Here is a 21,741-nt window from a genome sequence, read left to right as displayed (position 1 = left end):
ACGGGTCGGGGCGCCCGGCGGCCCTGGCTTCCTGGCTTCCTGGCTTCCTGGCTTCCTGGCTTCCTGGCTTCCTGGCTTCCTGGCTTCCTGGCTTCCTGGCTTCCTGGCTTCCGGCAGCGGCCCGCGCCATGCGGGCGGGTACGCCGCTCAGATATCCAGCGGATCGACCTCGACGCTCCACCGCAACACGCCCTTCAGCGCGCGCAGCTCCGGCAGCCATGCGCGCAGCGCATGCTGCAGCGCCGCCCGCGACGCGCTTTCGAGCAGCAGTTGCGCGCGGTGGACGTTCGCGACCTTCACGATCGTCATCGGCACCGCGTCGTACACGGTCACACGATCGGCGCCCGGCAGCCCCGGCAACGCGGTCGCGGCCTGCAGCAGGAACGCAAGCGCCGCGTCGAGCGTGCGGCCTTCGGCGCGCAGCAGCGCCTGGTAGACGAACGGCGGCAGGTGCGCGTCGCGACGCTCGCCGAGCGTCGAATTCGCGAAGCCCACGTAGTCCTGCCGCCCGAGCGCGTGGTACAGCGCGTGACGCGGGTAGCGCGTCTGCACCATCACCTCGCCCGGCAGCCCGGCACGCCCTGCACGACCGCTCACCTGCATCAGCTGCGCGAACAGCCGCTCGCTCGCGCGGAAGTCGTGCGAGAACAGCGCGGTATCGGCATTGAGCACGCCGACGAGCGACACGCGCTGGAAATCGTGCCCCTTCGCGATCATCTGCGTGCCGACCAGGATGTCGACTTCGCCCGCGTGCACGTCCGAGAACAGTGCCTGCGCACTGCCCTTGCGGCGTGTGCTGTCCGCGTCGATCCGCAGAATCCTGGCGCCCGGCACGGCCTCGGCGAGCGCCTCCTCGATGCGCTGCGTCCCGCGTCCGAGCGGCGCGATATCGACGTTCCCGCACTCGGGGCACGACCGCGGAATGCGCGCTTCCCAGCCGCAGTGATGGCAGCGCAGCGCGTGCTCGGGCTTGTGCAGCACGACGTAGGCGCTGCAGCGCGGACAGCCGGCCACCCAGCCGCATGCGTCGCACGCGAGCTGCGGCGCGTAACCGCGCCGGTTCAGGAACACGAGGCTCTGTTCGCCGCGTTCGAGCCGCGCCTTCAGCGCCGCGACGAGCGGCCCCGACAGCCCGCCCATCGACGCGCGCCCGCGCCGCCGCTCTTCTTCTAGGTCGATCAGCCGCACGGTCGGCAGCGTCGCGTCGGCCACCGCGCGGCGCGACAGCGTGAGCCGCGTGTAGCGCCCCTGCTCGGCCTGCCACCAGGTTTCGAGCGACGGCGTGGCCGAGCCGAGCACGACCGTGATGCCGAGCTGTTTCGCGCGCCACACGGCCAGGTCGCGCGCCGAATAGCGCAGCCCTTCCTGCTGTTTGTACGCGGGCTCGTGCTCTTCGTCGACGACGATCAACGCGAGCGTCGGCATCGACGCGAGCACCGCGAGGCGCGTGCCGAGCACGATCCGCGCACGGCCCGTGTGCGCGGCGAGCCAGTTGCGCGCCCGCTCGCCTTCGGCGAGCCCGCTGTGCAGCGTGACGATCGCATCGTCGGCGAGCGTGCCCGCGAAGCGTGCGCGAAACGCGGCCTCGAACTGCGGCGTCAGGTTGATTTCGGGCACGAGCACGAGCGCCTGCGCGTCCGGCCGCGCGTCGAGCAGCGACGCGAGCGCATGCAGATAGACCTCGGTCTTGCCGCTGCCCGTCACGCCGTGCAGCAGGAACGGCGCGAACCCCTGCGCGGCGCGGAGCGCGTCGAGCGCCTCGGCCTGCTGGTCCGTCAACGCCGGCGGCACAGCGCGTCCACCGTTTGTCGACAGGTTATCCACAGGTTTGGCCACAGGCGCATCGGCCCAGCCGATCTCCTCGACGTCCACCCAGCCGCGCGCCGCCCAGTCGTCGAGCGTCGCGGCCGCCTTCGGATGCAGCGCGCGCGCGTCGGGCAGCGCCAGCGAGCCGGTATCGACGAGCGCCTGCGCGAGCCGGCGCAGCGCGGCGCCGCGCGCGGGCAACGCATCGGGCAGCGCCGCGCGGCCGGCCTCGGTCGGCCGGTAGCGTACTTCCGGCGCGAGCAGCCGCCCCCAGCGCCCGGCGTCGCGCAACGCCTGCGGCAGCGCCGGCAACGCGACTTCGCCGCGCCCGCGCTGATAGTAGTCGGCGGCGAACGACACGAGCGCGAGCCAGTCGGCCGACAACGGCGGCAGGTCGGCGCAGATCGCATCGACCGCGCGCAGCCGCGACGGCGGCACATCGGTGTGAGTGGTGACTTCGCAAACGAGCCCGACGGCCTGCCGCTTGCCGAACGGCACCTGCACGAGCGTGCCGGGCACGGGCGCCGGCTGCACATCGCAGCGGTAGTCGAACAGGGTCGCGAGCGGATGGTCGAGCGCCACGCGCAGGTAGGTGCCGCTCATCGACATGCTCCGGCAGCGGCGGCATGCGGCGGACAGACGGCTTGCATCCTCGCCCGCACCGCGACGGCGAACTTAAAGTAAAACTTCAGATTCGGCGCTAAGTTTTGGATTCGCATTAGGAATCGCCGTATACCCTGCCACAGCCTGTGGATAACTTTGTTGAGAACTCGCCGCTCAACGGCCGCAACGCGCGCGGGGCCGCGCTTTCCGCTGTTTTTCGCCGCTTGCCGCCGGGCCCCGCGAAGCCTTATTCCATAAGGCTGCTATTCAAATTACCTAACCATAGCGAGATAAATTGACCGATACGGGGCTCTACCGCGCTGCAACGTGGAAAATGTGTATAAGTCAAGTCTTGACAAGCACCGAATCGGCAACGGGAGCGGGGTTGCGTCCTGTTTAGTTTCAGAAACGAAACACCGTCATTCCGCAACGCAGCATGACGGCGCTTGCGTTCAGCTCGCCGTTCCGCTACGGATCGCGCGGCTGTGGGTATGCACTTCGTCGACGAGTTCGGCGACGTGATCGGGCGACGTGAATTGCGAAATACCGTGCCCGAGGTTGAACACGTGGCCCGGATGGTTGCCGTAGCTGTCGAGCACCGCGCGCGCCTGTTCGCGCACCGCGGCCGGCGGCGCGAACAGGATCGTCGGATCGAGGTTGCCCTGCAGCGCCACGCGCCCCGCGACACGCTCGCGCGCGGCGCCGAGATTGACCGTCCAGTCGAGCCCGACCGCGTCGACGCCGGTCGCCGCGATCTCCTCGAGCCACAGCCCGCCGCCCTTCGTGAACGTGATCACCGGCACGCGCTCGCCGTCGTGCTCGCGCTTGAGCTGCGACACCACGCGGCGGATGTAATCGAGCGAGAAGCGCTGGTACGCGCCGTCGGCCAGCGCGCCGCCCCACGTATCGAAGATCATCACGGCCTGCGCGCCCGCTTCGATCTGTGCGTTCAGGTACGCGGCCACCGCCTGCGCGTTCACGTCGAGGATCCGGTGCATCAGGTCGGGGCGCGAATACGCCATCGACTTCACCGTGCGGAAATCGTCCGAACCGCCGCCTTCGACCATGTAGCACGCGAGCGTCCACGGGCTGCCCGAGAAACCGATCAGCGGCACGCGCTGACGGCCCTGGCCGTCGGTGAGCGCGCGGCGGATCTCGCGCACGGCGCCCGTCACGTAGCCGAGCGTCTCCTCGATGTCCGGCACCGCGAGCTTCGCGACGTCGGCCTCGGTACGCACCGGATGCGCGAACTTCGGCCCTTCGCCGACCTGGAAGTCGAGGCCGAGCCCCATCGCGTCGGGAATCGTCAGGATGTCCGAGAACAGGATCGCGGCGTCGAGCGGAAAGCGCTCGAGCGGCTGCAGCGTCACTTCGGTCGCGTAGTCGGGATTCTTCGCGAGGCCGAGGAAGCTGCCGGCGCGCGCGCGCGTCGCGTTGTATTCGGGCAGGTAGCGGCCGGCCTGGCGCATCAGCCAGATCGGCGTGTAGTCGGTCGGCTCGCGCAGAAGCGCACGCAGGAAGGTGTCGTTGAGCAGGTTATGGGCCACGGTAGGAGCGACGATGCGAAGGCAAAGCGGCATTTTACCGGACAGCCGCGATCGGACTGCGCATGCCGATGCGATGGCGGCCATATGACGCGCGCGATGGCTCCGTTATGATCGGACGCTCATATCGAACCGAACGAAGGAGGAGACCGATGAAGACATTCGCCACGCTCGCCGCAGCCGCGTTGCTGTGCTGCACCGCCGCGCACGCGCAGACCGCGGCCGGCACCGCCACGACCGCGCCGGCCGCCGGCTCGCGGCTCGACGACGTGCTCGCGCGCGGCGCGCTGCGCGTGTGCACGACGGGCGACTACAAGCCGTATTCGTACTACCGGGCGGACGGCCGCTTCGAGGGCATCGACATCGACATGGCGGAATCGCTCGCGAAATCGCTCGGCGTGAAGACCGACTACGTGAAGACGAGCTGGTCGAACCTCACCAACGACTTCGTCGCGAAGTGCGACATCGCGGTGGGCGGCGTGTCGACGACGCTCGAGCGCCAGAAGCGCGTGTTTTTCACGCAGCCGTACGTGGTCGACGGCAAGACGCCGATCGTGCGCTGCGCGGATGCCGACAAGTACCAGACCGTCGCGCAGATCGACCGGCCCGAGACGCGCGTGATCGTGAATCCGGGCGGCACCAACGAGCGCTTCGCGAAGCAGTTCTTCACGCATGCGAACCTGGCCGTCTATCCGGACAACGTGACGATCTTCAAGCAGATCCTCGCGGGCAAGGCCGACGTGATGGTGACGGATGCATCCGAGACGCTGTTGCAGCAAAAGCTGAATCCGGGCCTCTGCTCGGTGCATCCGGACAAACCGTTCCAGTTCGGCGAGAAGGCGTACATGGTGCCGCGCGGCGACGTCGTGTTCCAGCAGTACGTCGACCAATGGCTGCATCTCGCGCTGTCCACCGGTGAATATCAGGCAATTTCGGACAAGTGGCTGAAGTAAGCGGGCCGATCGCGGGCACCGACCCCGCGGCCGCCGGGCGCCGTTCGCTCACGTGCGGCGGCAGCCGGCATGCCGTCGTTACATCTTCCCTTCGCGCCGCGGCGCCCGCCCTCGGCGCAAAACCCGTCGGATTGGCCGAACGGCCGACTTTCGCGCGTACCGATCACGTTTCAAAATCTTTCTGACGAATGAATCGTCATGCGCGGTATCGATCGCGCCATGCACTTTCTCGCGTGAAAATCGGCAATTCATCGCGCCCGATACACGTGAAAAACGCATCGCGCGCATACCTTGAAAACGCGGCGGAAAATATGGGTAAAAATGACCTTTTTCAGGACCCCGAAAACAGCAAAAAATCCCGGAAAGCCTTATCTGGCGGGCGTTACAACCTGAAACACTTTGTTACCGCGACGGGTCATTAATTCGCCCACAATGGGCCTCAACGGTTTCAACACGGATGCGGTCTCGTGTGCCAAGTGTGAGCGGACGCGAAGCGCTGCGAGCCAGTCGGTCACGTACCGAAGCCCTTCCGAGGGGCATCCCTGTTGGAGTCGTTTCCGGCTCCCCGCCGGACACGGTTTCATCTTTGGTCTCCTCGCGCTAACCCCGTAGCGTGTGGTTTTTAGCGGGCTAATAAGCCCGCTTTTTTTCGTCCATCGAAAACGTAGCGACCTGCATGGGCGGCCCGCAGGCCGCCATGTTTCTCCCGCATTTTCGCGCATCGTCCCGCTTCAAGCGGTCTTCTGCACGTCGAGCTTCAGCTCCTCGATCATCCGGTCGCGCATCACGAACTTCTGCACCTTGCCCGTCACCGTCATCGGCAGTTCGTCGACGAAGCGGATATAGCGCGGAATCTTGTAGTGCGCGATCTGCCCGTTGCAGAACGCGCGCACGTCGTCCTCGGTCATCTGCTCGTCCGCGCGCAGCACGATCCACGCGCACAGCTCCTCGCCGTACTTCGCATCGGGCACACCGAATACCTGTGCGCTCTGGATCTTCGGATGCCGGAACAGGAATTCCTCGATCTCGCGCGGATAGACGTTCTCGCCGCCGCGAATCACCATGTCCTTCAGGCGGCCGACGATGTTGCAGTAGCCGTCCTCGTCGAGCGTCGCGAGGTCGCCCGTATGCATCCAGCCGTCGATCAGCACCTCGCGCGTCTTTGCGTCGTCGTCCCAGTAGCCGAGCATCACCGAATAGCCCTTCGTGCACAGCTCGCCCGTCGCGCCGACCGGCACGATGTCGCCGGCCGGATCGACGATCTTCACTTCGAGATGCGGCTGGATGCGGCCGACCGTCGTCGTGCGCTTTTCCAGCGGATCGTCGGTCGAGCTCTGGAACGACACGGGGCTCGTCTCCGTCATCCCGTACGCGATCGTGATTTCGGAAAGATGCATCTGCGACACGACGCGCTTCATCGTCTCGATCGGGCACGGCGAGCCCGCCATGATCCCGGTGCGCAGCGTCGACAGGTCGAATTTCGCGAATTCCGGATGATCGAGCTCCGCAATGAACATCGTCGGCACGCCGTGCAGCGCGGTGCAGCGTTCTTCGGCCACCGCTGCGAGCGTCGCGACCGGGTCGAACGCTTCGCCGGGGAACACCATCGCGGCGCCCTTCGACACGCATGCGAGCACGGCCAGCACCATCCCGAAGCAGTGATAGAGCGGCACCGGGATGCAGAGCGAATCCTGTTCGGTGAAACGCATCGCCATCGCGATCGAGCGCGCGTTGTTGACGACGTTGCGGTGCGTGAGCGTCGCGCCTTTCGGGCTGCCGGTCGTGCCGCTCGTGAACTGGATATTGATCGGATCGTGGGCCTCGAGCGTCGCGCCGATCGCATCGAGCAGCGCAGGATCGACGGCCTGGCGCCCGCGCGCCATCACGTCCGCGAAGCGGAACATGCCGGCAGGCGCCGCCTCGCCCATCGAAACGACCGTGCGCAGGCTCGGCACGCGCGCCGCGTGCAGGTCGCCCGGCGTCGCGGTCGCGAGCTCCCGCGCGATGGTCTGCAGCATCTCGACGTAGGCGGACGTCTTGAAGCGCTCGGCCGCGATCACGGCCTTGCAGCCGACCTTGTTCAGCGCGTATTCGAGTTCCGACAGGCGGTAGGCCGGATTGATGTTGACGAGCACCGCGCCGATCCGCGCGGTCGCGAACTGCGTGAGCAACCATTCGCTGCGGTTCGGCGACCAGATGCCGACGCGGTCGCCCTTCACGATCCCGAGCGCGGCGAGCCCCGCGGCCAGCACGTCGACCTCGTTCGCGAACTCGCGCCAGGTCCAGCGCACCTGCTGCTCGCGGAACACGACGGCCGGACGATCGGGAAAGCGGCCGGCCGTGTCGAGCAGGAACCGGCTGATCGTCGCTTCGGATAGCGGCACGTCGGTTGCGCCCCGCACGTACGACAGTCCGTTTTCGGGCGCGATCAGCGCCCCCTTGCCAAGGTCTGCTGCCATCGATGTCTCCGTCCGTTTTTGTCTGATCGGCCCGCGCGTGCGCCGCGCCCGTCTCCGCGGCGACGATCGCGACGGCCGGCCTCACCGCGGATGATGACGCGCTCCGCTGACGACACTCTGACATCGAATCGCGGCGGACGGGTGAAATAGCACGACCGGACGATACGATCCGGCCCGCAAAAAGACGGACGAAAACCGCAGACGAAAAAAAAGCAGCCCGAAGGCTGCTTTCTTTCGCGGGATACGCGGCGCGGCTCAGTGCCGGCTGCGAATCTTCGCCAGACGCTGGATCGCCTCGAGCTGCGCCATCGCGGTCGCGAGCTCGGATTGCGCTTTCGCGAGGTCGAGATCCGACTTCGCGTTCTGCAGCGTTTCCTCGGCGCGCTTGCGCGCTTCCTCGGCCTTCGCCGAGTCGAGATCCTTGCCGCGGATCGCGGTATCGGCGAGCACCGTCACGGCGCCCGGCTGCACTTCGAGAATGCCGCCCGCGACGAACACGAATTCGTCGTTGCCGCCCTCGACTTCGATGCGCACCGCACCCGGACGAATCCGCGTGATCAGCGGCGTGTGGCCCGGCAGGATGCCCAGCTCACCCGCTTCGCCCGGCAGCGCGACGAATTTCGCCACGCCCGAGAAGATCTGCTCTTCCGCGCTGACGACGTCTACTTTGATGGTTGCCATATCGACTCCTGTCGATCGGTGTCGGCGCTTCAGCGCTTACTCCGATCCCATGCCGTGGTTGGCGAGAGTTGGCGCTTCAGCGCTTACTCTCGGCCCGCGGCGCTCTCATGCACGGCGGGTTGAGCATGTTGCGGCCGGCGCGTGCCGGCCGGAACCTCAGTCAACGACGACTGACATCCCGGCCGACACGCGCCAGCATGCGACTCACTCAAGCCCTTACTGGATCTTCTTGGCCTTTTCGAAGGCTTCGTCGATCGTGCCGACCATGTAGAACGCCTGTTCCGGCAGGTGGTCGCACTCGCCTTCGACGATCATCTTGAAGCCACGGATCGTTTCCTTCAGCGGCACGTACTTGCCCGGCGAGCCCGTGAACACTTCTGCAACGTGGAACGGCTGCGACAGGAAACGCTGGATCTTACGTGCGCGCGCGACCGACAGCTTGTCTTCCGGCGACAGTTCGTCCATGCCCAGAATCGCGATGATGTCGCGCAGTTCCTTGTAGCGCTGCAGCGTCTGCTGCACGCCGCGCGTGATCGAGTAGTGCTCTTCGCCGATCACGTTCGGGTCGATCTGGCGCGACGTCGAGTCGAGCGGATCGACTGCCGGGTAGATACCCAGCGAAGCGATGTCACGCGACAGAACGACGGTTGCGTCCAGGTGGCCGAAGGTGGTGGCCGGCGACGGGTCGGTCAAGTCATCCGCAGGGACGTACACGGCCTGAACCGACGTGATCGAGCCCTTCTTGGTCGACGTGATGCGCTCTTGCAGCTTGCCCATTTCTTCAGCCAGCGTCGGCTGATAGCCCACTGCCGACGGCATACGGCCGAGCAGTGCCGACACTTCGGTACCGGCCAGCGTGAAACGGTAGATGTTGTCGACGAAGAACAGCACGTCGAGGCCTTCGTCACGGAAGTGCTCGGCCATCGTCAGGCCGGTCAGCGCGACGCGCAGACGGTTGCCCGGCGGCTCGTTCATCTGGCCGTACACGAGCGCGACCTTGTCGAGAACGTTCGAGTCCTTCATTTCGTGGTAGAAGTCGTTCCCTTCACGGGTACGCTCGCCCACGCCCGCGAACACGGAGTAACCGCCGTGCTCCTTCGCGATGTTGTTGATGAGCTCCATCATGTTGACGGTCTTGCCCACGCCTGCACCACCGAACAGACCGACCTTGCCGCCCTTTGCGAACGGGCAGATCAGGTCGATGACCTTGATGCCCGTTTCGAGCAGTTCGGTCGACGGCGACAGTTCGTCGAACGCCGGCGCCTTCTGGTGGATCGAACGCGTCACGTCGCTGGCGATCGGGCCAGCCTCGTCGATCGGACGGCCGAGCACGTCCATGATCCGGCCGAGGGTCGGCTTGCCGACCGGCACCGAGATCGGCTTGCCCGTGTTCTTCACGACCAGGCCGCGGCGCAGGCCGTCGGATGCACCCAGACAGATGGTGCGGACCACGCCGTCGCCCAGCTGCTGCTGGACTTCGAGCGTCAGTTCCGAGCCATCGAGCGTCAGCGCGTCGTAGATCTTCGGCATGGTTTCGCGCGGGAATTCCACGTCGATAACGGCGCCGATGCACTGTACGATCTTGCCTTCTACCAAAGCAGCAGTACTCATCGCTTTTCCTTTAAATACCTGATTCTTTACTCGCGCAAAGGCGCAGTTTCCCGAGCGTCAAATTCCCGCGCGCGCTTAAACAGCAGCAGCGCCGCCGACGATCTCCGACAGTTCTTTCGTGATCGCGGCCTGACGGCTCTTGTTGTAAACCAATTGCAGCTCGCTGATCACCGTCTTCGCGTTATCCGAAGCAGCCTTCATCGCGACCATTCGCGCCGATTGTTCCGACGCCATGTTTTCCGCCACGGCCTGGTACACCAGCGCCTCGACGTAACGCACGAGCAACTCGTCGACCACCGCGGGCGCATCCGGTTCGTAGATGTAGTCCCACGCCGTGGACGGCGTGTCGCTGTCGCCCTCGAGACGATCCGACGACAGCGGCAACAGCTGTTCGATCACCGCTTCCTGCTTCATCGTGTTGATGAAGCGCGTGTACCCGATATAGACAGCCGACAGCTTGCCTTCCGAGTACTGATCGAGTTGCGTCTTCACTGCGCCGATCAGCTTGTCGAGATGCGGCGTATCGCCGAGATGCACGACCTGCGAGATTACCTTCGCGCCGAAACGATTCAGGAACCCGAGGCCCTTGCCGCCGATCGCGGTGGCTTCGACCTTCTGGCCCTTCTCTTCCAGCTCCTTGAACTTCTGCAGCGTGGCGCGCAGCACGTTCGTGTTCAAGCCGCCGCACAGACCCTTGTCGGTCGTGACGAGGATGATGCCGGCCGTGTTCGCGCCGTCGTTCGCCACCATGAACGGGTGGCGGTACTCCGGGTTCGCGCGGCCCATGTGCGCGGCGATGGCGCGGACCTTCTCCGCATACGGGCGGGCAGCGCGCATGCGTTCCTGCGCGCGGCGCATCTTCGATGCGGCCACCATCTCCATCGCCTTCGTGATCTTGCGCGTGTTTTGCACGCTCTTGATCTTCCCGCGAATTTCCTTCATTCCAGCCATAGCTTGCTCCTTGACCGAAGCGGCGCGGGCGCGTTATGCGGCCCGCGCCGCTTCAAGGTGTCCCTCGCGGATCAATAGGCACCGGACTTCTTGAAGGCGTCGAGCGCGGCGCGCAGCGCGCCTTCGTCGTCCTTCGACAAGTCCTTGTTGTCTTCGATGCGCTTGATGAGGTCAGCGTGGCTCGTCTTCAGGAATTCGCGCATGCCCTTCTCGAACGGCAGCACGTCCTTGACGTCGATGTCGTCGAGGTAGCCATTGTTCGCAGCGAACAGCGACACGGCCAGCTCCCACACCTGCAGCGGCTGATACTGCGGCTGCTTCAGCAGTTCCGTCACGCGGCGGCCGCGCTCGAGCTGCTTGCGGGTCGCTTCGTCGAGGTCCGACGCGAACTGTGCGAACGCGGCGAGCTCACGGTACTGCGCGAGGTCGGTACGGATACCGCCCGACAGCTTCTTGACGACCTTCGTCTGCGCAGCGCCACCGACACGCGACACCGACACGCCGGCGTTGATTGCCGGGCGGATGCCTGCGTTGAACAGGTCGGTTTCCAGGAAGATCTGGCCGTCGGTAATCGAGATCACGTTCGTCGGAACGAACGCGGTCACGTCGCCGGCCTGCGTTTCGATGACCGGCAGTGCCGTCAGCGAACCGCTCTTGCCCTTCACTTCGCCGTTCGTGAACTTCTCGACGTAGTCTTCCGACACGCGAGCCGCGCGCTCGAGCAGACGCGAGTGCAGATAGAACACGTCGCCCGGGTACGCTTCACGGCCCGGCGGGCGGCGCAGCAGCAGCGAGATCTGGCGATATGCCCATGCCTGCTTGGTCAAGTCGTCATAAATGATCAGCGCGTCCTGGCCGCGATCGCGGAAGTATTCGCCCATCGTGCAGCCCGCATACGGTGCGAGGTACTGCATCGCGGCCGAATCCGACGCCGAAGCGGCGACCACGATGGTGTACTCCATCGCGCCCGTTTCTTCGAGCTTGCGCACCACGTTCATGATCGACGAAGCCTTCTGGCCGATCGCGACGTAGATACAGATGAGGTCCTTGCCCTTCTGGTTGATGATCGCGTCGATCGCCACCGCGGTCTTGCCGCACTGACGGTCGCCGATGATCAGCTCACGCTGGCCACGGCCGATCGGCACCATCGCGTCGATCGACTTGAGGCCCGTCTGCACCGGCTGCGACACCGACTTGCGCCAGATCACGCCCGGCGCGATCTTTTCGATTGCGTCGGTCAGCTTCGCGTTGACGGGACCCTTGCCGTCGATCGGGTTGCCGAGCGCATCGACCACGCGGCCGATGAGTTCCGGGCCGACCGGGACTTCGAGAATGCGGCCCGTCGTCTTGACGATGTCGCCTTCCGAGATGTGTTCGTATTCGCCGAGAATCACCGCGCCGACCGAGTCGCGCTCGAGGTTCAGCGCGAGACCGAACGTGTTGCCCGGAAACTCGAGCATTTCGCCCTGCATCACGTCCGACAGGCCGTGGATACGCACGATACCGTCGGTCACGGAGATCACGGTGCCCTGGTTGCGAACGTCCGCGTTCGCTTCAAGGCCCTGGATCCGGCTCTTGATCAGCTCGCTGATCTCAGAGGGATTGAGTTGCATTATTCGCTCCTGATAGTCAATTCTGTTGCGTGCCGGCGTGGCGCTCAGGCGGCCAGAGCGGCCTGCATCGAAGCAAGGCGCGCGCGAACCGAGGTGTCGAGCACTTCGTCGCCGACCGTCACGCGCACGCCGCCGATCAGCGACGAATCGACTTGGACCGTCGGCTTCAGCTTGCGCTTGAACTTGCGCTCGAGGCCGGAGACGAGCCCTTCGAGCTCGGTACCGTTCAGCGGATACGCGCTGACGATGGTGGCATCGGCGGCGCCTTCACGCGCATTTTTCAACTCGTCGAACTGCGTGGCGATTTCCGGCAGCAGCGCGATACGATGATTGTCGACCAGCATCTGCACGAAGTTCTTCGCCTCGGCGCTTGCCGCGAGCGGCGACTTCTGCGTGGCGAGCAACAGCTCCACCACTTGCGCACGGGTCACCTTCGGGCTCGACGCGACGGACAACACATCGGGCAGACGCGCAACCTGGGCCAGCTCTTGCACGAGCGAGGACCAGGCGGCGATGTCACCCGCCTCGGCCACGCGGAACAGCGCTTCAGCGTAAGGGCGGGCGATGGTTGCAAGTTCGGCCATGATCAGAGCTCGGCTTTCAGTTGATTCAGCAGTTGGGCGTGGGCCGTTTGATCGACTTCGCGCATCAGGATCTGCTCGGCGCCCTTGACGGCCAGGCTGGCGACTTCGCCGCGCAGCGTTTCACGCGCCTTCACGATTTGCTGGTCGGCGTCCGCCTTCGCTTGCGCGATGATGCGGGCGGCTTCGGCGTGTGCCTGGGCCTTGATTTCGTCGGCAACGGCCTGCGCGCGCTTTTCAGCGTCGGCAATGCGTTGTTGACCGTCGTTGCGGGCCTGCACGAGTTCCTGTTCGACGCGCTTGTGCGCCGCCACGAGTTCCGCCTGCCCCTTTTCCGCAGCCGAGAGGCCGTCGGCAATTTTCTTCGAGCGCTCGTCGAGGGCGTTGATCAACGGCGGCCACACGAACTTCATCGTGAACCACGCGAGGATCAGGAACACGACCATTTGCGCAAACAGGGTTGCGTTGAGATTCACGGTGTTTCCTTATCTGCTATTCCGGAAATTGAAACGAGGAGGAGCGCGTCGAAACTGAATTCGATTGGCGCTCGTCATCCGTTCCACCCTGCGCCGGCGATGCCTGGCGCAATGCTTCCGAGGAACCTTAGCCTGCGAGCTTCGACAGGAGCGGGTTCGCGAATGCAAACAGCATTGCCACGCCGACGCCAATCAGGAACGCCGCATCGATCAGGCCAGCCAGCAGGAACATCTTCGTTTGCAGCGGGTTGATCAGCTCGGGCTGACGTGCGCATGCTTCGATGTACTTGCCACCCATCAGGCCGATACCGATACAGGCGCCGATAGCACCCAGGCCGATGATGATGCCGATACCGATAGCGGTCAGACCCTGGATGTTGGCGATGAAAGCTTGCATGATCACTCCTTTGTGAAAAGACTTGGAACTGGAATTAAAAAAACTAAAAACAAACCTGCTTGATTGCCCCGCCGCTCAGTGCGACTCGTGTGCCTGACCGAGATACACCAGCGTGAGCATCATGAAAATGAACGCCTGCAGCAAAACGATCAGGATGTGGAAGATCGCCCAGATGCTGCCCGCGAGGATGTGGCCGATGAAGCCGAGCACCGACGCGTCCGCGCCGAAGCCCCACATGCTGCCCAGCAACGCGATCAGCAGGAACAGCAGTTCGCCCGCGTACATGTTGCCGAACAGCCGCATGCCGAGCGACACGGTCTTGGCGACGTATTCGACGATGTTCAGGCCGAGGTTCGGGATCCACAGCAGCGGATGCGCACCGAACGGAGCCGACACGAGCTCATGCACGAAGCCGCCCGCGCCCTTGATCTTGATGCTGTAGTAGATCATCAGCACGAACACGCCGAGCGCGATGCCGAGCGTACCGTTGAGGTCGGCCGTCGGGACGATGCGATGGTGCGAAATCACGTCCGACAGACCGAGCGCGCCGATGATGCGGCCCGGCAGGTCGACGGGGAGGAAGTCGAGGGAGTTCATCAGCGCGACCCAGATGAACACGGTCAGCGCGAGCGGCGCGATGAAGGTACGATTGCCGTGCACGACGGCCTTCGACTGGTCTTCCACCATCTCGACGATCATCTCGATCGCGCACTGGAAGCGACCCGGCACGCCCGGCGTTGCCTTGCGGGCAGCCATGTACAGGATCAGAATCGTAGCGAGACCGCAGACGATCGACCAGAACAGCGTGTCGAGATTCCAGACGTGGATATCGAAAATCGACGTCTGATGCGCGGTGGAGAAATTCTGCAAGTGGTGCGCAATGTACTCGGACGGATCCAGAGCACGCGAGCCTTCGCTGGTTGCCATATCGTTAGTGCCACCCAAATTGTCGAAAATCGGTCGTCCGCTTCGCCGCAACACTCTATTGCGGGAACGCGCCTGCGCAGGTTCCGGTCAAACCGCGCAAGACTTCAAAGCCTATCGCCAGGCCAGCGCTATCCAGTACGTTTTCAGCACGAGCAGGTACGTAATCAGCAGGGGCACCCAGTGCACACCGGGATACCACACGGCGATCGCCACGAACATCGCGATCGTCGCACCCATCTTGACTACTTCACCGACCACCCAGCCCATCACGGTGTCGGCACCGCCTCGCCTCAAACGCGCCGCGAACAATGCGCTCGGCAGCCAGCCAATCGCTCCGCCCATGAATGCCGATTGCGCAGCGGCGCCCGGCGGCTTCGAGGAAAACAGCCACCACGCCAGCGTTGCAACCAGGGACAAGACCACTTGCGCGATCACCACCCGGTAAGGCGTGACCCGTGAGGGTCGGCTCACGTCCGGGCCGAACAGCGTCTCCGCTTCTGCCCGCGTAAGCGGAACGATTGTATTGTCTTGCTGCTCGGCATCCCATTCGTCGTCGGCGGCATGCCGCCCGTCGACCACCGGTTGAGTGCGGCGCGCGCTGTGCTTGTCGTGACCTTCGATCGGCTCCTGACTCGCCATCGCAACCTTCCGCAAATTCCCAATCCGCCCCAAACTTTCCGAAAGCTTTCGGGGGTGCCTAGCTAACAAATCCGGGCGATTGTAAGCGATAGTTGCAAGTGATTCAAGGCTTTAGACGTGATAAAAACCGGCGTAAAACGACACGTCATCATGTGGAAAAACACGCGATTCGATGACGTACGATGACAGTTGTAAGGTCAGATTGGGCACCGGTAGTTCTTGCTCGAACAAATCCGGCGACGGGCAGCATGGCGGGAAGCGATGCCCGATGGGGACCAGGAGGAAGCGGCGCGACCGCCGCCGCGAATTCGCTGCAGTGCAGCGGTCGGGAACGGCCCGGCGCGACGCGGCGGAACAAGCGGAACACCGCGCCCGGACCACCGCGCGCGACCCGCGAGATTCGACCGGAGGTTCGCGCATCGATTCGTCCAGTCAGTTGTCGCGCCGCCACAGATGTTCGACTGTGGGTTGCGGCACTTATCAACAGCCCTGATCGCCGCGAACGCCGTGCGCCCCGCTCGTCACCCGAACGGCACACCTGTGCCGCACGCACCGGCCTCGCTCAACCGTGCATGAGCAGCCACGCGCCGAGCACCGCGCTCACCAGCGCGAACGGAATCGACACGAGGTGGAACGGCAGCCACATGCGCGGCTCCTTCGCGAGACGCACCGCGATCAGGTTCGCGAGCGAACCGATCGCAAAACCGAAGCCGCCGACCGATACGCCGAATGCAAGCGCGCGCCAGTCGTGCGTGAACTCCGACAGCAGGATCGCAGCCGGCACGTTGCTGATCGCCTGCGACAGCACGGCGCCGGCGGCATAGACACGCAGCGGCGAATCGAGTTGCGCGTGCGCGATCGCGTCGTGCACGACGGGCAGCGCAGCCGCACTGCGCAACACGACGAACATCAGCACGAAGATCAGCAGCAGCAGCCAGTCGATCTTCAGGACTGCGTCGCGTTTGACGGCGAGCAGCACGATCGCGACACCGACGAGGCCCGGCAGCGGATGGTGCGCATCCGCGAGCAGCACGAACGCGGCGAACAGCACCGCCGCGATCAGCGCATGCAACCGTTGTACGGGAAAGGCGGCAGCGTCGCCGGACAGGTCGAGCGGTTTCGCGCGAAACATCAGCGCAGTCAGCACGAGCAGCAGCGCCATCAGCGCGAGGGCGAGCGGCCCGAGCGTGACCACGAAGCGGCCGAACGACACGCCGCTCAATTGCCACAGGAAAAGATTCTGCGGATTGCCGAGCGGCGTCGCGACGGACCCCGCATTGACGGCCAGCGCAACGACGATCACGAGCCGCCGGAACGGCAGCGGTGTCAGCGCGCGTAGCGACACCATCAACGGCACGACCACGAACAGCGCGACGTCGTTGGTGAGCCACATCGACAACACCGCGGCGAAGCCGACGAGCAGCAACGCGAGCCCGCGTTCGGAATGCACGTGATGCACGATGCGATGCGCGAGCCACATCAGGCAGCCGGACAGCTCGAGCGCCTTGGTCAGCATCAGCAGGCCCGCGAGCGTCGCGACCGTCTGCCAGTCGACGCGATCGGCGAGTACCGAAAATGGTTGCGGGCGCACCCATTGCAGCACGATCAGGCCAAGCGCGAGCACCGACAGCACCGGTTCCTGCGCAAGCCAGCCGAGCCACCGGCGCGGCGCCGGTGTGCCCATCTGTTCCATGGGTTGCCCGTTACTCTTCGGTCGCGACGTTGCCGCGCAGTCGCGCGAGAATGCCCTCGAGCGCGTCGAGATTGCCGAAGTCGATCAGCACCTGCCCTCGCCCGCGACGGCCGAGCTTGATCTTCACCGTCGACGCGAGCAGGTCGGACAACTCCTCTTCAAGGCGACGCGTATCGCGGCCGCCATCGTCCTTCGCACGCGCCTTCACGGCCGGCGCTTCCCTGGTCGTGTGCGCGACGAGCTTCTCGGTCTCGCGCACCGACATGCGCTTGTTGACCACCTGATGCGCGAGCGTGATCTGCGTGGCCGCATCGACGGCGAGCAGCGCGCGCGCGTGCCCCATGTCGAGATCGCCGGCCAGCAGCATCGTCTGCACCGGTGACGCGAGGTTCAGCAGGCGCAGCAGGTTCGACACCGCGCTGCGCGAACGGCCGACCGATTCGGCGGCCTGTTCGTGCGTGAAACCGAACTCGTCGAGCAGGCGCTGGATACCGTGCGCCTCTTCAAGCGGGTTCAGGTCCTCGCGCTGGATGTTCTCGATCAGCGCCATCGCGGCGGCAGCCTGATCGGATACGTCCTTCACGAGCACCGGCACTTCATCGAGGCCGGCCAGACGCGCGGCACGGAAACGCCGTTCGCCCGCGATGATCTCGTATTTGTCTGATGAAATGGGCCGTACCAGGATCGGCTGCATCACGCCCTGCGCGCGAATGCTTGCCGCGAGCTCCTGCAGGCTGCCCTCGTCCATCCGCGTGCGCGGCTGGTACTTGCCGGCTTGCAGCTTGCCGAGCGCGAGCGTGTTCGGTGCGCCTTCGATCTTCACCGCTTCGGTGATATCGGCACTGCCGCCGAGCAGCGCTTCGAGGCCACGTCCCAAGCCCTTCTTCTTTGGTACCGCGTTCATGTCTTTCTTCCTCGCTTCGCTCATGTCCGGATCACGACACCTCGAACGCGCGCACGCGCTCGATCATCTCGGCACCGAACTGGATATACGCCTGCGCACCGCGCGAATTGCGGTCGAACACGACGCCCGGCAACCCGTAACTCGGCGCTTCCGCCAGGCGCACGTTGCGCGGAATCACCGCGTCGAACACCTTGTCGCCGAAGTGCGCTTTCAGTTGATCGGAGACTTGCTGCTGCAGCGTGATGCGCGGATCGAACATCACGCGCAGCAAGCCGATGATCTTCAGGTCGCGGTTCATGTTCGCGTGAACCTGCTTGATCGTGTTGACGAGATCCGACAGCCCTTCCAGTGCGAAGTACTCGCACTGCATCGGGATCACGACGCCATGCGCCGCGCACAGCCCGTTCAGCGTCAGCAGCGACAGCGTCGGCGGGCAATCGATCAGCACGAAATCGTAGTCGTCGGCCACGCGCTCGAGCGCGGCCTTCAGGCGGCGCTCGCGGTTGTCGATACCGATCAGTTCGATCTCGGCGCCGGACAGCTCGCGGTTCGCGGGAAGCACGTCGTAAGTCACGCCTTCCGGACGCACACGTGCGTCCGTCACCGACACGCCGTCGATCAGCACTTCATACACGGTCGCTTCGCACGCGGCCTTGTCGATCCCGCTGCCCATCGTCGCGTTGCCCTGCGGGTCGAGATCGATCAACAGGACTCGTTGCTCCTGCGCTGCAAGGCTTGCGGCGAGATTGACCGATGTCGTCGTCTTGCCGACGCCCCCCTTCTGGTTCGCAACGCAGAAGATCTTTGCCATCGTTGGTGTGTTCCCTTTACCTTCAAACAAACGGCGCGCTACTGCGCGCCTTCAATTCGCGTCGTCGACGGCCACTTCGAACAGATGCCGCTCTGCATCGAGCATCGGCACCGCCAGCCGGATCGTCTGCTTCACGCGGCTGCCTTCCGGCAACCGCGCAATCTCGTCATACGGGTGAACGCCCTTCATCGCCCAGATCGACCCGCCCGGTGCAACCAGATGTCGAGCAAGTTTAACGAAGTCGGACAGGTCAGCGAAAGCGCGGGATACGATCATGTCGAATTTTTCCGGCACTTCGACACCCGGCTGCAGCGATTCGACCCGCCCGGTGACGACTGACAGGTTCGCGAGCTTCAGCTCCGCGCGCATCTGCGTCTGGAAGGCAGACTTCTTCTGCACGATATCGTTCAGCGTGACCTGCCAACCCGGCTCGACGATCGCCAGCACGATACCGGGCAGCCCGCCGCCCGAGCCGACGTCGAGCACGCGCGCCGACGTACGGCCGCGCAGATGCGGGACGATGGAAAGCGAATCGAGGATGTGCTGGATCAGCATCTGCTTCGGGTCGCGGATCGCGGTCAGGTTGTAGACCGCGTTCCACTTGCCGAGCAGCGCAACATAGTCGAGCAGTTGGTTGCGTTGTGTATCCGTCAGCGTGAGGTCGAGTGCCGCCGTACCTTCGACGAGCATCTGTTCCAGTACGTCCCGATTAACCGCCGGCGCGCGACGCACCGTCATTGTTGCGTCGGGACGCTGCCGTCCCCCTGCTCCGCGGCCTCTGCGGCCGTGCCGTTACGGCGGCCCAGGCCGCGACGCTTCAGATGCACCATGAGCAGCGAGATGGCCGCCGGCGTGACGCCCGAGATGCGCGATGCCTGCCCGATCGTTTCCGGCCGGAACTCGTTGAGCTTCTGGCTCACCTCGAATGACAGCCCGCGGACTTCGCGGTAATCGATACCGTCCGGCAGGCGCGTGTTCTCGTTCGCGTCGTTGCGCTCGATCTCGGATGCCTGACGTTCGATATAGCCCTGATACTTGATGCCGATCTCGACCTGCTCCTTGATCTGCTCCAGCAGCACCGGATCGTCCGTCAGCGGCTCCGCAGGGCCGCACTCGCCGCCCTTCAGCCCGCACACGCCGTCGTAGCCCACACCCGGGCGGCGCAGCAGCTCGGCGAGGCTGTATTCGTGATCGATCGCCTTCCCCAGCAGCGCTGTCGCCTCTTCCGCCGGCAGCGTCTTCGGCGTAACCCACGTCGACTTCAGGCGTTCGGTTTCACGTGAAACAGCGTCGCGCTTCCGGCTGAAGGCGTCCCAGCGCGCGTCGTCGACCAACCCAAGCTCGCGGCCGACCTCGGTCAGGCGCATGTCGGCGTTGTCTTCGCGCAGGCTCAGGCGGTACTCGGCCCGGCTCGTGAACATCCGGTACGGTTCGGCCACGCCGCGCGTGACGAGATCGTCGACCAGCACGCCCAGATACGCCTGGTCGCGACGCGGGCACCATGCATCCTTCTCTTGCACGTAGCGGCCCGCATTGAGGCCGGCCAACAAACCCTGCGCAGCCGCTTCCTCGTAGCCGGTCGTGCCGTTGATCTGGCCCGCAAAGAACAGCCCGTTGATTGCCTTCGTCTCGAGCGACGCCTTCAGCGCGCGCGGGTCGAAATAGTCGTATTCGATCGCGTAGCCGGGGCGCAGGATATGCGCGTTCTCGAGGCCGCGCATCGAATGCACGAGCTCGAGCTGGACATCGAACGGCAGGCTCGTCGAGATCCCGTTCGGATAGAACTCGTTGGTCGTCAGCCCTTCCGGCTCGAGGAAGATCTGGTGCGATTCCTTCGACGCGAACCGGTGGATCTTGTCCTCGATCGACGGGCAATAGCGCGGCCCCACCCCTTCGATCACGCCTGTATACATGGGCGAACGATCGAGACCGCCGCGAATGATGTCGTGCGTGCGCTCGTTCGTGTGCGTGACCCAGCACGGCAGCTGCTGCGGATGCTGCTCCGCGCGGCCCAGGAACGAGAACACGGGGATCGGATCGAAGTCGCCCGGCTGCTCGTCGAGCTTCGAGAAGTCGATCGTGCGGCCATCGATACGCGGCGGCGTACCGGTCTTCAGCCGGCCCTGCGGCAGCTTCAGCTCCTTCAGGCGCGACGACAGCGACACGGCCGCCGGATCGCCTGCGCGACCGCCCGTGTAATTGTTCAGGCCCACGTGGATCTTGCCATCGAGGAACGTACCGGCCGTCAGCACCACCGCGCGAGCGCGGAAGCGGATGCCGATCTGCGTGACGGCGCCCACCACGCGGTCGCCTTCGACCATCAGATCGTCGACGGCCTGCTGGAACAGCCACAAGTTGTGCTGATTTTCGAGCCGGTGGCGGATCGCGGCCTTGTACAGGATCCGATCGGCCTGCGCACGCGTCGCGCGCACGGCCGGACCCTTCGACGAATTGAGGATCCGGAACTGAATACCGCTTTCGTCCGTCGCGGCCGCCATTGCGCCGCCCAGCGCGTCGACTTCCTTGACCAGATGGCCCTTGCCAATGCCGCCGATCGACGGATTGCAGCTCATCTGCCCAAGCGTTTCGATGTTGTGGGTCAGCAGCAGTGTCTTTGCGCCCATACGGGCGGACGCCAGCGCGGCTTCCGTGCCGGCATGACCGCCGCCGACGACGATGACGTCAAATTCTGTGGGAAAAAGCATGGTGGATTCCGTACGCGGAGCTGCGCACGAACCTATCTGAGAAATGTATGGGCCGAATTATAGCGGGTTCGCTTTTCACCCGAAGGCCGTCCGAATGGTAGGGTCTGTGCATTTCGGCGATTTTTTAGCTGTGGAGACGGGAATTTGCCGTATCGGGCAGCTTCGGCGGTACCTGCGAGCACGTCTACGCACATCGTCGCACCTGTGCAAAATCTGGTTGATCGTCACGCCAGCATGTGTGGAATCCCTGATCTGACCGATGTCTGTGCCCAACCGGCACTCCAGACACCACAACTCTGTGCCCTAACTCCACACAGCATTTCTGGCCGGAGTCCCGCGACTTGTCCACCGAAGTGCGACGCATCGCCGACGGTGGAACAAGCCTGC

General features: G+C 64.7%; 18 protein-coding genes. 1 reads left to right on the top strand and 17 read right to left on the bottom strand.

The annotated features are described in order from the left end of the window. Positions 1-147: 147 nt before the first annotated feature. Positions 148-2,409, bottom strand: a complete 2,262-nt coding sequence (locus CFB46_RS04685; RefSeq protein ID WP_089499458.1) for a primosomal protein N' — start codon at positions 2,407-2,409, stop codon at positions 148-150. 452 nt (positions 2,410-2,861) lie between these two features. Further along, positions 2,862-3,956: a uroporphyrinogen decarboxylase gene (hemE, locus tag CFB46_RS04680; RefSeq protein ID WP_306427300.1), complete on the bottom strand. Its 1,095-nt coding sequence runs from the start codon at positions 3,954-3,956 to the stop codon at positions 2,862-2,864. A gap of 149 nt (positions 3,957-4,105) precedes the next feature. Here hemE and CFB46_RS04675 point away from each other — a divergent pair, with 149 nt between their 5' ends. After that, positions 4,106-4,906, top strand: coding sequence for a transporter substrate-binding domain-containing protein (locus tag CFB46_RS04675; protein ID WP_089499379.1), 801 nt, complete (start codon positions 4,106-4,108; stop codon positions 4,904-4,906). A gap of 731 nt (positions 4,907-5,637) precedes the next feature. Here CFB46_RS04675 and CFB46_RS04660 read toward each other — a convergent pair. The 15 genes from CFB46_RS04660 to mnmG form a co-directional block, all read right to left on the bottom strand. Further along, positions 5,638-7,365, bottom strand: coding sequence for an AMP-binding protein (locus CFB46_RS04660; RefSeq protein ID WP_089499377.1), 1,728 nt, complete (start codon positions 7,363-7,365; stop codon positions 5,638-5,640). Between the two features lie 255 nt (positions 7,366-7,620). Beyond that, positions 7,621-8,046: a F0F1 ATP synthase subunit epsilon gene (locus tag CFB46_RS04655; protein ID WP_027783168.1), complete on the bottom strand. Its 426-nt coding sequence runs from the start codon at positions 8,044-8,046 to the stop codon at positions 7,621-7,623. A gap of 216 nt (positions 8,047-8,262) precedes the next feature. Continuing rightward, on the bottom strand, positions 8,263-9,657 hold the full coding sequence (atpD, locus tag CFB46_RS04650) for a F0F1 ATP synthase subunit beta (RefSeq protein ID WP_027783167.1): 1,395 nt from the start codon (positions 9,655-9,657) through the stop codon (positions 8,263-8,265). Between the two features lie 75 nt (positions 9,658-9,732). Continuing rightward, the gene (gene atpG / locus CFB46_RS04645) at positions 9,733-10,608 is read right to left on the bottom strand and encodes a F0F1 ATP synthase subunit gamma (protein ID WP_027783166.1); all 876 of its coding nucleotides are present in this window, start codon (positions 10,606-10,608) and stop codon (positions 9,733-9,735) included. Between the two features lie 71 nt (positions 10,609-10,679). Further along, positions 10,680-12,221, bottom strand: coding sequence for a F0F1 ATP synthase subunit alpha (atpA, locus tag CFB46_RS04640; protein WP_027783165.1), 1,542 nt, complete (start codon positions 12,219-12,221; stop codon positions 10,680-10,682). A 44-nt stretch (positions 12,222-12,265) separates the two neighbouring features. Continuing rightward, on the bottom strand, positions 12,266-12,805 hold the full coding sequence (locus CFB46_RS04635; RefSeq protein WP_027783164.1) for a F0F1 ATP synthase subunit delta: 540 nt from the start codon (positions 12,803-12,805) through the stop codon (positions 12,266-12,268). Between the two features lie 2 nt (positions 12,806-12,807). After that, complete coding sequence (locus CFB46_RS04630) at positions 12,808-13,278, bottom strand: F0F1 ATP synthase subunit B (protein WP_027783163.1); 471 nt, start codon at positions 13,276-13,278, stop codon at positions 12,808-12,810. Positions 13,279-13,405: 127 nt separating this feature from the next. Further along, complete coding sequence (gene atpE / locus CFB46_RS04625) at positions 13,406-13,675, bottom strand: F0F1 ATP synthase subunit C (RefSeq protein ID WP_025990054.1); 270 nt, start codon at positions 13,673-13,675, stop codon at positions 13,406-13,408. A 75-nt stretch (positions 13,676-13,750) separates the two neighbouring features. Continuing rightward, positions 13,751-14,602, bottom strand: a complete 852-nt coding sequence (gene atpB / locus CFB46_RS04620; RefSeq protein WP_027783162.1) for a F0F1 ATP synthase subunit A — start codon at positions 14,600-14,602, stop codon at positions 13,751-13,753. 111 nt (positions 14,603-14,713) lie between these two features. Beyond that, the gene (locus tag CFB46_RS04615; RefSeq protein WP_027783161.1) at positions 14,714-15,241 is read right to left on the bottom strand and encodes an ATP synthase subunit I; all 528 of its coding nucleotides are present in this window, start codon (positions 15,239-15,241) and stop codon (positions 14,714-14,716) included. A 562-nt stretch (positions 15,242-15,803) separates the two neighbouring features. Then, positions 15,804-16,934 (bottom strand): SLC13 family permease, encoded by a 1,131-nt coding sequence (locus CFB46_RS04605; protein ID WP_027783160.1) that lies wholly within the window; start codon positions 16,932-16,934, stop codon positions 15,804-15,806. A 10-nt stretch (positions 16,935-16,944) separates the two neighbouring features. Continuing rightward, positions 16,945-17,838: a ParB/RepB/Spo0J family partition protein gene (locus tag CFB46_RS04600; RefSeq protein WP_027783159.1), complete on the bottom strand. Its 894-nt coding sequence runs from the start codon at positions 17,836-17,838 to the stop codon at positions 16,945-16,947. Positions 17,839-17,869: 31 nt separating this feature from the next. Continuing rightward, a complete protein-coding gene (locus CFB46_RS04595) occupies positions 17,870-18,649 on the bottom strand; it encodes a ParA family protein (RefSeq protein ID WP_027783158.1) in 780 nt (259 codons plus the stop codon). Between the two features lie 51 nt (positions 18,650-18,700). Beyond that, positions 18,701-19,387 (bottom strand): 16S rRNA (guanine(527)-N(7))-methyltransferase RsmG, encoded by a 687-nt coding sequence (gene rsmG, locus CFB46_RS04590; RefSeq protein ID WP_027783157.1) that lies wholly within the window; start codon positions 19,385-19,387, stop codon positions 18,701-18,703. Then, on the bottom strand, positions 19,384-21,354 hold the full coding sequence (mnmG, locus tag CFB46_RS04585; protein WP_027783156.1) for a tRNA uridine-5-carboxymethylaminomethyl(34) synthesis enzyme MnmG: 1,971 nt from the start codon (positions 21,352-21,354) through the stop codon (positions 19,384-19,386). Before mnmG ends, rsmG begins: the two co-directional genes overlap by 4 nt. Positions 21,355-21,741: the final 387 nt, after the last annotated feature.

Origin of the sequence: Burkholderia sp. HI2761 (assembly GCF_002223355.1) — a bacterium.
Classification (GTDB): domain Bacteria; phylum Pseudomonadota; class Gammaproteobacteria; order Burkholderiales; family Burkholderiaceae; genus Burkholderia.
Note: the sequence above shows the minus strand (reverse complement) of the source record. Positions and strands in the feature narration are given on the sequence as shown.